Source organism: Brevundimonas sp. UBA2416, from assembly GCF_002343105.1.
Lineage (GTDB): Bacteria > Pseudomonadota > Alphaproteobacteria > Caulobacterales > Caulobacteraceae > Brevundimonas.
Genome location: NZ_DDRM01000018.1, coordinates 17,610 through 29,371, shown reverse-complemented (window position 1 = coordinate 29,371; position 11,762 = coordinate 17,610). Strand labels below are relative to the sequence as shown.

Here is an 11,762-nt window from a genome sequence, read left to right as displayed (position 1 = left end):
GTGCCCTTGCGGAGCGAGAGCAGCTCCAGCATCTGGTATTCCTTGCCCGTCAGATGGACGCGGTGACCGTTCACCTCGACCGTCTTGCCGTCCAGGTTCACGGCGATCTCGCCGGTGTGGATGATGGCCTGGGCGTGACCCTTGGAGCGGCGGACCACGGCGTGGGTGCGCGCGATCAGCTCGTCCTTGTGGAAGGGCTTGGTCATATAGTCGTCGGCGCCGCCGCCGAAGGTCTTTACCTTGGTCTCGATCTCCGAGGAGCCCGAGAGGATCATCACCGGCGTATTGACCTTGCCGACGCGCAGCTGACGCAGAACCTCAAGCCCGTTCATGTCGGGCAGGTTCAGGTCGAGCAGGATCAGGTCGTAGTCATAGATCTTGCCGAGGTCGATGCCCTCTTCACCCAGGTCCGTCGTGTAGACGTTGAACCCTTCGGACTTGAGCATGAGTTCGATGCTCTGCGCAGTCGCATGATCATCTTCGATAAGCAGGACGCGCATTCATGCCCCTCCAGGCAAAGCTTGACAGTAATTCCCGACATCAAATGCCGGGTAACCTTGTTCGAGAGTTAACCGAGTAAAAACTTAAGAAAGGTTAACGCCACCCCATTGAGGCGAATCGTAGGCTGATTTGCGAATCGGCGTCGAGAGTCCTGAGTCAAGCGAGCGAGATTTTTTCAACCCGCGGTGCAGCGCGTCTGGTGCGTCCATTTTCGACGTGTCGTTAGGATTATATTCCACTCTCGGCGTCGGCGGCATCAATGACCGGCGCCTCGGGATGATGGGAGTTTCAGATGGTCGATACCTACCGCGTGCCCGTAGCCGACGCGGACCGCATCCGTGCGGGGCTGGCGCTGCAGCTGGTGGCCGCCGCGACCGGGATCAGCGTGGAGAGGATGACGGCGTCCGTGCGCCTCAAGGGGCGGGTCTGCCGGGCGCGCTGGCTGGCCCTGTACACCGCCTATGTCACCTTCGGCTGGCCGCTGGACCGGGTGGCCCATGCCTTCGGCCTGAACAGGGCGACGGCGGCGGCGGCGTGCCGGTGGGCCGAAGACGGGCGCGATCATCCGTCCGTCGACGCCCTGCTGGAGCGGCTGGAGCTTTGCGTGAACCAGCTTCTCGAGGCGCCCGCCTGTGACCTGCCCGCATGACCGGGGGCGCAGCCATTACCGGCGTCGTCGCCCGGGCCCGTCGACTGCTGGCCCGGCGCGGCGGCTGGATCGAGGCCGCGGCGGAGGGCTACGGCCTGAGGTCAGGCGGGGACCGCCGCAGTCGGGTCGTTCTGGTCCTCGACGAGGCGGGCTTTCGCCAACTGGTCGAAAACCCCGGCCTGAGGGGACGTCCGGGCGGAGGCTGGGTGGCGCGCACCGCAGCGCCGGAGCGTCCCGTTTCCCCGGAACCCGGACGCCCCGGCATGATCGAGGGCAGCCGGACGGTGATGGAGGGTGACGGGCGGCCTGTCTTGCGACGCGCCAATCTGGGCCAGTCAGCCGTCGCGTGGCTCGCGCGACGCAAGACGGCGGACGGACAGCCCTGGCTGCTCGCCGCCCAGGTCGCGGCCGCCGCGCGTCTGGGCCTCGACGTCGAAATGGCGGCGCGCGGGCCATCCCTCACCCTGCGCTGGGATGTCCTGCCGCGCGCGGGCGCCGGATCCGCGGTCCAGGCGGAACCAGGCGATCCTGCCATGGCCGCGGCGCGCCGGGTTGAGGCTGCCCTCGCCGCCTGTGGTTCAGCCCGGCCGATCGTCGAAGCCATCTGCATCCGCGCCTCAGCCCTGCAGGCGGCCGAGCGCGACCTGGGTCTGCGCCGTCGAGAGGGAAAAATCTTGCTTCAGAAGGGGTTGGCCGCCCTGGCGGTTCACTATCGCATCGGCTGAACCGCCAAACGCGCGACGGAACGCGGACGGCCTTACGTTACAGGCTCGTAACTTTTTCCAGACGGGATTCAGCCGTAGGGTGAAGTTGAAAGCGCGCTCCCCTTGGGGCGCGCTATCGCGTTGAGGTGACGGGCTCCCAAAAGCCGTCGAGTCCGGGGATGACGGTGAAGTTAGTCGCAGTTTTCAGCTTGTCCGCCGGCCTGTTGTTCGTAGCCTTCCCCGTCACCGCCCAGGACGCGGTGCCCGCCGGACTGCTGACCGAAGTCTGCCTGCCCTACGCCAACCGCGCCCAGACCTTCGAGCGCGCGATCCGCGCCGCCCGCGAGCTCCAATTCCGTCGCCCGGTCAACGACACCGCACCGCTGGACGAATGGGCCTCCGAGGTCACCATGGTCTCCAGTGACGGCGTCTGGCGCGTGAAGATCGAGGAAGGCTCTGTCGAACGAGAGCAGCGCCCGGCCTATGAGGCCAGTTGCACGATCTCATCCAGCCGGGCCAGCGCCCGCGAACTGGCCGACCTCGGCCGCCGCGCCTTCCGCGACCCGCGATACTGGACCAGCCCGCCGAACAACGCTTGGCGCTGGGATCGCCGCAGCGCCTACCCCGATGAATATGGTCTGGCGGTCGAGGTGACAGAGCAGCCCGGCGAGCGCCCCACCATGACGGTGCGCGGCTCCTACTACTGAGATCGGGTATCAGGCCGTCGCGGCGGCGTCCCTGATCCGGCCCACCATACTGTTCAGGCCATTTGCGCGCTGCCGCGTCAGCGCCGAGGGCAGGCCGAGCCGATCCAGCGCGGCGCGCGCGTCGAAGCCGAGGATCTCCGCCGGAGTCCGGCCCGAATACAGTCTCAGCAGCAGGGCGATATTGCCCTTGGACAGGGCGCTGTCGCTGTCGGCGGCGAACACCAGATGATCGCCCTCGCGGCGCACGGCCAGCCAGACCTGCGCCGCGCAGCCCGGGACCTTGTTCGCCTCGGTCCGATCCTCGTCCGTCAGGGGCGCCAGACCCTTGCCCAGTTCGATGACGTATTCGATCCGGCCCTCCCAGTCGCCGAGCAGGTCGAACTCCTCGACCAGTTCGGCCAGGACGTCGTCGATGGAGGAAGCGTCGGTCATGGGGCGCTGGATAGGCCGGACCGGCGTTAACGACAACCGCCTGTCCTGTCCCCGGAAAACCGCCGGGACGGGCTTGTCGCCAGTCGCCTGGAACGCGTGCGGGCTTTGGACGACTCACCCGGAAGGCTAGGCTGAAAAGGCCGGCGGCGTCCTGTCCGGCCCGCCCCAATCCGCCCTTGATCCAGTCCACCCGCCCCGACCCGAAGCCCCTGCCCGACGCTCCGGCGAGCGATCGTCCGTCGCTGGCTGCCTGGCATGCGGGATGGGCGGTAGCGGCGGCCCTGCTGGCGCTGGGCGGACGATGGATCGGCGGCATCGACGGCCCGCTGTTTTACGGCGTCCTCGCCATGGTCGTGCCGGGCCTGAGCGGCTTGGGTCTCTTGCGGCGGGACGGCCCGGACGAGCGGATGGTTCTGCTTGCCATCTGGGGCCTGGCGGTCCTGCTGGCGGCGGCGCTTTCGGGCGGCCTGACCGGCCCGCTCAGCGGCTTTGTCTTTCTTCCGCTGGCGGCCGGGATCGCCCTCGGCGGGCCCCGACCCGTGCAGGCGGGGGCCTTTGCCGTCGGCGTCGCGGCTCTGGCGGGCATGCTTTCGGCCTGGGTCAATCCGGGGCCCCACCTTCCCACTCTGGCGGCCATTTCCGCCCTGCTGACCGCGGCCGCCGCTGCCCTCGCCGTGCGCCTGTCGTGGCGACAGCGGGAAGCGCGCCTGACGGCGGCCGAGGCCGAGACCTCCCGCGTCGAAACCCTGCTCGCCGCCCAGCCCGGATTGACCCTGGTGCTCGAACCGTCTGGCCGCGTTCTGGCCGCCTATGGCGCCCCGCCGGTCTCGCTGCCGGTCGATCCCCTGTTCGAGAGTGGACTGGTGGCGGCGGTCCACGCCCCCGACCGGCCCCGGCTGCTGGACGCCATCGAGCGCGCCATGAAGGGCCACGACGGCGCCGCCCTGTTCGCGCCCCGCATGGCGCTGGACCGGCGGGTGCAGCTGATCGTGCGGCGGCTGGACGACCCCTCCGGTCCTCGCCTGATCGCCCAGGTCTTTGACGCCACCGCCCAGTACGCCCGCGAACTGGGGCTCGAGATCGCCCGCACCGAGGCCGAGAGCCGCGAGGCCGGCAAGACCCGCTTCCTGGCCAATATGAGCCATGAACTGCGCACGCCCCTGAACGCCGTGCTCGGCTTCTCGGACATCATGCGCCAGCGCATCTTCGGACCCCTGCCCGACCGCTACGGCGAATACGCCGAAAACATCCACCAGGCCGGCGGGCACCTGCTCGATCTGATCAACGACGTGCTGGACGTCACCAAGATCGAGGCCGAACGATACGCCCTGACGCTGGAGAGGTTCGACGCGCGTGAAGTCGTGTCGGCAGCCATGGCCCTCGTCCGCGTCAACGCCGACGACAAGGGCGTCAGCCTGTCCAGCGTCCTGCCCGCCGACCCGGTCGAGGTTTCGGCCGACAAGCGCGCCCTGAAACAGATCGCCCTGAACCTGCTGTCGAATGCGGTGAAATTCACTCCGAAGGGCGGGTCGATCACGGTCACGGTCGAGGCCATCGGCCCCTATCTGGAGGTCGTGGTCGCCGACACCGGCGTCGGCATCGCGCCCGAGGACGTGCGTCGTCTTGGCCGGCCCTTCGAACAGGCGGGCGAGATGGAGCAGCGGCGTCAGGGCACCGGTCTGGGCCTGTCGCTGGTTCGCGCCTTCGCCGAACTGCACGGCGGCCGCATGAGCATCGACTCGACCCTCGGCGAGGGCACGGCGGTGACGGTGCGCCTGCCTGTGGCCCTGATCGCCCGCGCGCCCGCTCCGGAGGGCGGGGCCGAGATCATCCAGATGCCGATGAAGGGCGGGGGCTGACGCGTCGCTGACGCGCCCTACAGCATGCCCATGGCCAGAAACGCCCGGCCGGCCGTGAAGTCGCCCGCCTCGAACTTCGCCGTCGCGACGCTGCCGTCACGGAAATGGAATTCGATGGCGAAGGTCTCGCGGGGGTCCAGCCGCTCGAGGGCGGCGGCGGTCGCGGCGGGGAAGCGCCAGGCCTCTCCGGTGCGGCGTTCCTCGGCCAGCAGGGTCGGATCAGCGGCGCTGACGCCCGTGGCCCAGAGGCTTGCGCGGGCCGAGACCGGAACCAGACCGTCGCCAGCCAGCCAGGGACGCGAAACCCGGACCGGGTCGCGCAGCACGATGCGCGCCGCATAGGGACGCGAGCGACCGACGAAGCTGACCACCGCGGTCAGCCCCGGCGCATCGCCCTTGCCCGCATAACCGAAGGCGACCGGCGAGGCGCCGACCACGGACATCTGCTGCAGCCGCCAGTTGGCGTCGGCCGAGCTGACGCGGTTCGCGACCCACGAACGGCGAGCGCCGGGAAAGACCATGCGCGGCGTGCGCAGCCAGCCCGCAAAGGCGCCGTCGACACGCGCGCGAACGGTGGCCAGCTGCGGATCGGCGCACGATACGGTCGCGGCGCGCGCACGGGCCCGACCTGCGGCGGCGACAAGTTCGGATTCGGCTGCGCCCGAGCGCAGGGCGGCCCCACGCGCCTGGGCCGTGGCCGCGGTCAGGGCCGCCTCGATCTGAGGTGCGAAGAGATTGCAGCGGGCGTCCGCGGCGACCACGAAAGCGCGCTCATAATAGGTGTCAGCGGCCCCGGCCCACGCAAGGTTCGGCGCCGCCAGCACAGCGACAGCCGCCAGGGCGGCTTTGGTCTTCGCGGCGGTCTGGCCTATCGTCATGAGACCGCACCATACACATCACGCGTTCCGGTCCGGTTTCCGAGCAGGGTTATCGAAATGCTTCTATCGAGCGACCTGTGGGTCTCGGCCCTGATCCGCCGCGCCGAGCTGGGCGGGGCCTTCGCCACGGTCGCGCGCAAAGGCGACGCCCGCGCCGGCACCGTCATCGTCAAGGCCTTCGACACTTCCAGCCGCCGCGCCCGACTCTATAGTGAGGCTTTCGGACCCGACGGCGAACGACTGTGGATGCAGCCGGTCGAGAGCGAGTTCGAGAGCGAGCTCGACGCCTATATCCAGCGCCAGATCGGCTACGACCCGGATCTCTGGGTCGTCGAGATCGAGGACCGCGAGGGGCGGCACTTTATAACGGAGAAGGTGGCGGGCGGCGGCGAGTGATTAGTGGTTAGTGGTTGGCTGCATCCCTGACGGCGGAAGGGCGGCGCAACTCGCGCCTCGCCCCGACTGGCGGCCAACCACTAACCACTGGTCACCAGCCACTCAGCCCAGTGCGAAATCCTTAACTGCGTTCGCACACGGAACCTCAAGCGGAGCCGCCTATGGTCAGCTTCAACGGGCCGCAATGAGCCCGGAGCGATGGTGGGTGTTGTCGATGCTGTTTCTTCTCAACGACGTGGTGTTCGATCTGGACGAGGCCAGCCCGGTCACGCCCGGCGACGCGCGCCGCTTTGAGAGCCTCGAGCTCGACTATGTACTGGAACTCGGTTGCGAACTGTTTGCCGAGGACCCGCTGATGCACCTCAATGACCCGCAGCGCGCGCGCCGTCTGGCCTGGCTGATCCACGACCGGTCCCCGGAAGTGAACGCAGCCCTGTTCGCCGCCCCTGCCGCGGGCTGCGATCCGACCCTAGTCGAGCCGCAGTTCTGCGCCCTGCCCGACGCCATCATGCGCCAGCTGAAGGCCCGCGCCGCCAGGGGCCAGCTCAACGCCCTCGCCGCCGACCGCGCGGTCTGGATGCGCATGGCCGCCTGACGGCGCTCACAACCTTGGACAGTGCCCCGCCGCCCGGTTAGGGTGAGCCGGCTGGTCCGGGGGAGTGTGCAGCCATGAGACTATCCGACATCGGCCGCTGGTTCGGGACGGCCCTCCTCGCCCTGACGCTCCTCTCCGCCACACCCGCGAGGGCCGAATGGCTGAAGGCCGAGAGCGAGCGTTTCATCGTCTATGGCGACGGCAACGCTCGTGAACTGATCACCTTCACGCGGAAGCTCGAGACCTTCGACCGGGTGTTGCGCACCCTGATGGGGCTGGACGCGACGGTCGCGCCGCCCCGCAAGCTGCCGATCTACCTGGTCGACCCTCGAGGATTACGGCGTGTGAACCCGAACGCCGGGGAGAACGTCGCCGGATTCTATGCGGCGCGGGACGAAGACATCTTCGCCGTCGCCTTGCGCGGCGGCATGGGCGACGACGTGCTTCTGCACGAGTACGCCCACCACTTCATGATGCAGAATTTCGCCTCGACCTACCCGGCATGGTTTGTCGAAGGCTTCGCCGAATACTTCATGACCGTCGACATCCGGGACGACCGGATTCAGGTCGGAAAATACAACGATATCCGGGGCTCCTGGCTCCGGGGATCCAGCTGGCTCCCGATGAACGACCTGCTGGCCAAGCGATCAGGGCAGGCTCGGCGCAACAACGAAACCTACTATCCGCTGGCCTGGCTGCTCACCCACTGGTTCATGGGCAACGACGAACGCCGGGTCCAGCTGAACGCCTATCTGCAAGACGTCGGCGCTGGAGGCGACCCCATCGAGGCGATGCCGCGCGCGACCGGCATTTCCAACGCCCAGCTGCGCCAGACCCTGCGCCGTTACATGAGCGCGATTCCGTATTTCGAGATCGCCAACAACTTTCCCCGGGCCGAGGTTGCGGTAACGCCCCTGCCGGCCTCGGCCAATGACTTCCTCCTCATGAATCTGCGCCTGACCGGTGTTCCGACCGAACACAGCGAAGCCACCCTGCGGGAGGTCCGTCGCCTGGCTGCCCGACATGCCGACGATCCGGATGCAATGGTCGCTCTGGGCCATGCTGAAATTCATCTCGGTGACCGCGACGCCGGAGAGGCGGTCCTTCGGCGGCTGATCGCGGCCCACCCGGACCATGTGGTCGGCCTTCAATATCTCGCGACGTCCCTGCTCGAACGCGCCGCTGAGGACGAGGAGCGGGCGGCCGCCTTGCGGACAGAAGCACGCACCCTGCTGGCGCGGGCATTCCGTCTCGACGACGCCAACTACCGTACCTTCATGTTGCTGGCCCAGTCACGGCAGGGCGCGCCCGGCTACCCCAATGACAACGACATCGTAACGCGCGAACTGGTTCTCCAACTGGCGCCGCAACTCCCACGGGCGCGAGCCGAGATGGCGGAAACCTATCTCGCCGCGGGTCGCCGCGAGGATGCGATCCGGATTATCGAGCCGCTCGCCAACAGCCCACATGGCGGCGCGGCTGCGGAAGCCGCCCAGGCGATCCTCGACCGCGCCCGCGGACTGACCGAGGAACAGGCCCGCGCCGAGGAGGCCGCCGCGGAGTCCGTGTCGGAGGAAGAAGACGCCGACGAGGACGAGTCGCCGTGAGGCCTGGACCAGCAGGGTCAAACACCAGTTGCACCACCGTCGCGCCGGGCACGATGTGGAGGTCCGGGCTCGACAGGATTGACGTCCCGCACAGGTTGTCCGACCCTGCGGTCGCCACGCAGTTTGGGGAGGCCGGGCCATGAACGTCATAAAGCTTCTGGCCGCCGTCGTCATGGCCGCAGCCGTCTTCGTCGCCGGACCGGCCCGCGCGGAGTGGCGCAAGGCGGAGACCGAGCACTTCATCATCTACGGCGACGTCTCCGAGCGCGTCCTGCGCACCTACGCCACCAAGATCGAACGTTTCGACGCGCTTCTGCGGACCTATTATCCGATTGAGAGCGACGTCCAGATTCCGAAGCTGGAAATCTATCTGGCGGACGGGGCGCGCGACATGCGCCGCATTCTTCCGGGCGGTTCGGAGAACATCGCCGGCTTCTACTCCGCCGACGCGGGTCGCATCTACACGGTGACCAACATCTCGAACCCGGAGGCGCTGAGCACCCTGTTCCACGAGTACGCCCACCATTTCATGTTCCAGATGTCGGCCGAAGCCTATCCGTCCTGGTTCGTGGAGGGCTTCGCCGAATACTATTCCACCGTCGTCCTGGAACCGGAAAAGATCGAGGTTGGACGGGAAGATCCGGGGCGAATGATGCTGTTCACGCAGCTGGGGACCAACGAATGGGCGCCCCTGGCCGACGTGCTGCAATGGCGGATCAGTCGATCCGGGCGAGCCCGCGTGTTCGACTACTACGCCCAGTCATGGGCGCTCACCCACTATCTGATGAGCGCGCCCGAACGGCAGAGGATGTTGAGCCAGTATCTCAACGCGGTGATACGGGGAGCGGACCCGGTCGTGGCGATGGAGACGGCGACCGGGCGCACCTCGATCGAACTCCAGAACGACTTTCGCCGCTACTTTCGGGGGCGCATCACCTATTTCACGCCGCAGATCGAGATACCCATGCCCGAGGTCGCGATTTCGACCCTGGCCGCGGATGAAGGCGCCCTGGTCTGGTATGACCTTCGTCTGGACGACACCCCCCTGGTCGTCCCGACCGACAACGACCCCGATGATCCGCGCTCGGAGGGGGTAAGGGCCGAGATGGCCCGCGACGCGGCCCGATATCGCGCTGAACTGATCACCGAGGCCCTCGCCGCGGCGGCGCGGCGGCCGGGCCAACGCATGGCCATGCTGGTCGCCGCCCGGGCGCATCGGTTGAACGGCGACCCGGCGGCGGGTCTGGCGGCGCTGGAACCGCTCCTGTCGGACACGTCCACGGACGCGGACGCACTGCGCATCGCCGCCGCGCTCCTGATGGACCAGGTCAGGGCGGAGCCGGACTCCGAAAGCGCCCCGTCCCGGCGACGCCTCGCCATGTCCTATCTGGGCCAGGCCATGGAACACAGGCCGCTGGACTTCCGCATCTATCTCGGCCTGAACGACACGCGGCGCGGGCAGTCCGCCTATCCCACCGCCAACGACATATCGACCCTGGAGGTCGCCACCGCCCTCGCCCCACAAGCCGACGAGAACCGGCTCAGGCTGGCCGAGGCCTATATGGCCAGGTCTCTTTGGAGTGAGGCGAAGACGATGCTCGATCCGGTCGCCAACGCGCCCCACCCCGGCGCCGACCGCGTCCGCGCCCGATCCATGCTCGCCGCCATCGCGTCAGCGACCGGAGCCGTTGCGGACGTCGACCCGGAGCCCGTGGCCCAGGGGTTGTCCGTCGGCGGGTGACTTTCGGCGGCGTCCGCGCTAACTCGCGCGGCCGCACGGAATGAACATGTCGAAACTTCCTCTCGAACAGGAGGCCCTGCGCCGCAGGACCTTCGCCATCATCGCCCACCCGGACGCGGGCAAGACCACCCTGACCGAGCACATCCTGCTGGCCGGCGGTGCCATCCGCGCGGCCGGCGCCGTGCGCGCGCGCGGCGAGAACCGGCGCACCCAGTCCGACTGGATGAAGATCGAGAAGGAGCGCGGCATCTCTGTCTCCGCCTCGGTCATGACCTTCGAGCACGACGGCAAGATGTTCAACCTGCTCGACACCCCCGGGCACGAGGATTTCTCGGAAGACACCTATCGGACCCTGACCGCCGCCGACTGCGCCATCATGGTGCTGGACGCCGCCAAGGGCATCGAGCCGCAGACGCTGAAGCTGTTCGAGGTCTGCCGCCTGCGCGACATCCCGATCATCACCTTCATCAACAAGCTGGACCGCGAGGCCCAGGACCCGATGGCCCTGCTGGACGAGATCGCCAGCCGGCTGCAGCTGGACCCCGCCCCCATCTGGTGGCCGGCCCAGAGCGGCAACCGCCTGCGCGGCATGGTCGAGATGGGCACGGGCCGCTTCCAGCCCTACGCCCGCAAGCCCGCCGGTTCGGCCGAGGACGTGCCTCACCCCGACGCCCTGCCGCTGGCCGAGGCGGCGCAGTATTTCGAGGCCGGCGAGCACGAGGCGCTGCTGGAGGCGCAGGAACTGGTCGAGGGCGGCTATCCGGCCTTCGACCGCCAGTCCTTCCTCGAGGGCCATATGACGCCGGTGCTGTGGGGCTCGGCCCTTCGCCATTTCGGCATCGACGAACTGCTGGCCGCCATCGGCGAATGGGCCCCGCCGCCCAAGGTGATGAAGGCGCACAAGGCCGCCCCCGCCGGAACCCGCAACGCCGCCGAGCCGGTCGCGACCACCGTCGAACCCGGCGCGGCCGAGGTCACCGGCTTCGTCTTCAAGGTCCAGGCGAACATGGACCCCAACCACCGCGACCGCATCGCCATGTTCCGCATGGCCTCCGGCAAATTTCAGCGCGGCATGAAGCTGAAGGTCCAGAACACCGGCAAACAGCTGAGCGTCAACGCGCCGATCATGTTCTTCGCCAGCGACCGCGAACTGGCCGAGGACGCCTACGCCGGCGACGTCATTGGCATCCCCAACCACGGCGTCCTGCGCGTCGGCGACAGCCTGTCCGAGAGCGGCCTGATCCGCTTCGCCGGCCTGCCGAATTTCGCGCCGGAAATCCTCCAGCGCGTACGCGTCAAGGATCCGCTCAAGGCCAAACACCTGAAGAAGGCGCTGGACGGCCTGGCCGAGGAGGGCGTGACCCAGCTGTTCCGGCCCGAGATGGGCAGTGACTTCATCGTCGGCGCCGTCGGCCAGCTGCAGTTCGAGGTCATGGCCGACCGCCTGGGCGAGGAATACGGGCTGGAGGTCATCTTCGAGCCGTCGCCCTGGGCCGAGGCCCGCTGGATCGGCGGGACCAAGGCGGACCTCGAGGACTTCATGGCCAAATACCGCGGCCAGATGGCCCGCGACATCGACGACGACCCGGTCTTCCTCGCCAAGTCCAGCTGGGAGACCGGCTATGTGATGGAGCGTTTCCCGCTGGTCGCCTTCACGAAGACGAAGGAGCGGGGGTAGGCGGCACTCTTGTCC

Annotated in this window: 12 protein-coding genes; 9 read left to right on the top strand and 3 right to left on the bottom strand. The window is 68.1% G+C overall.

The window, feature by feature from the left end:
- Positions 1-500, bottom strand: a 500-nt coding sequence (locus B3E43_RS05945; RefSeq protein WP_292027541.1) for a response regulator transcription factor, incomplete at its 3' end; no start/stop codon positions are given.
- A 293-nt stretch (positions 501-793) separates the two neighbouring features.
- On the opposite strand from B3E43_RS05945, the gene B3E43_RS05940 reads away from it, so the two are divergent.
- From B3E43_RS05940 to B3E43_RS05930, 3 genes are all read left to right on the top strand, one after another.
- Positions 794-1,150 (top strand): chromosomal replication initiator DnaA, encoded by a 357-nt coding sequence (locus tag B3E43_RS05940; RefSeq protein WP_292027539.1) that lies wholly within the window; start codon positions 794-796, stop codon positions 1,148-1,150.
- On the top strand, positions 1,147-1,875 hold the full coding sequence (locus tag B3E43_RS05935; RefSeq protein WP_292027537.1) for a DUF6456 domain-containing protein: 729 nt from the start codon (positions 1,147-1,149) through the stop codon (positions 1,873-1,875). The genes B3E43_RS05940 and B3E43_RS05935 overlap by 4 nt, the downstream gene beginning before the upstream one ends.
- A 164-nt stretch (positions 1,876-2,039) precedes the next feature.
- Positions 2,040-2,561: a hypothetical protein gene (locus tag B3E43_RS05930; RefSeq protein ID WP_292027535.1), complete on the top strand. Its 522-nt coding sequence runs from the start codon at positions 2,040-2,042 to the stop codon at positions 2,559-2,561.
- A 9-nt stretch (positions 2,562-2,570) separates the two neighbouring features.
- Here the strand turns inward: B3E43_RS05930 and B3E43_RS05925 are convergent, their stop codons facing one another.
- Positions 2,571-2,993 carry a SufE family protein gene (locus tag B3E43_RS05925; protein WP_292027533.1) on the bottom strand — a complete coding sequence of 141 codons (423 nt, stop codon included), beginning with the start codon at positions 2,991-2,993 and terminating at the stop codon, positions 2,571-2,573.
- A 176-nt stretch (positions 2,994-3,169) separates the two neighbouring features.
- Here B3E43_RS05925 and B3E43_RS05920 point away from each other — a divergent pair, with 176 nt between their 5' ends.
- Positions 3,170-4,852 (top strand): sensor histidine kinase, encoded by a 1,683-nt coding sequence (locus B3E43_RS05920; RefSeq protein WP_292027531.1) that lies wholly within the window; start codon positions 3,170-3,172, stop codon positions 4,850-4,852.
- Positions 4,853-4,869: 17 nt separating this feature from the next.
- On the opposite strand, the gene B3E43_RS05915 is transcribed toward B3E43_RS05920, so the two are convergent.
- The gene (locus B3E43_RS05915) at positions 4,870-5,730 is read right to left on the bottom strand and encodes a hypothetical protein (protein ID WP_292027530.1); all 861 of its coding nucleotides are present in this window, start codon (positions 5,728-5,730) and stop codon (positions 4,870-4,872) included.
- Between the two features lie 57 nt (positions 5,731-5,787).
- Here B3E43_RS05915 and B3E43_RS05910 point away from each other — a divergent pair, with 57 nt between their 5' ends.
- The 5 genes from B3E43_RS05910 to B3E43_RS05890 all read left to right on the top strand — a co-directional run bounded on the left by B3E43_RS05910 (position 5,788) and on the right by B3E43_RS05890 (position 11,747).
- Complete coding sequence (locus tag B3E43_RS05910; protein WP_292027528.1) at positions 5,788-6,126, top strand: DUF1491 family protein; 339 nt, start codon at positions 5,788-5,790, stop codon at positions 6,124-6,126.
- Between the two features lie 214 nt (positions 6,127-6,340).
- Positions 6,341-6,721, top strand: a complete 381-nt coding sequence (locus tag B3E43_RS05905; protein ID WP_292027526.1) for a hypothetical protein — start codon at positions 6,341-6,343, stop codon at positions 6,719-6,721.
- Positions 6,722-6,795: 74 nt separating this feature from the next.
- Positions 6,796-8,328: a hypothetical protein gene (locus B3E43_RS05900; RefSeq protein ID WP_292027523.1), complete on the top strand. Its 1,533-nt coding sequence runs from the start codon at positions 6,796-6,798 to the stop codon at positions 8,326-8,328.
- Positions 8,329-8,467: 139 nt separating this feature from the next.
- A complete protein-coding gene (locus tag B3E43_RS05895; protein WP_292027521.1) occupies positions 8,468-10,069 on the top strand; it encodes a DUF1570 domain-containing protein in 1,602 nt (533 codons plus the stop codon).
- 46 nt (positions 10,070-10,115) lie between these two features.
- Positions 10,116-11,747 carry a peptide chain release factor 3 gene (locus B3E43_RS05890; protein WP_292027519.1) on the top strand — a complete coding sequence of 544 codons (1,632 nt, stop codon included), beginning with the start codon at positions 10,116-10,118 and terminating at the stop codon, positions 11,745-11,747.
- The last annotated feature ends 15 nt before the right edge of the window (positions 11,748-11,762 follow it).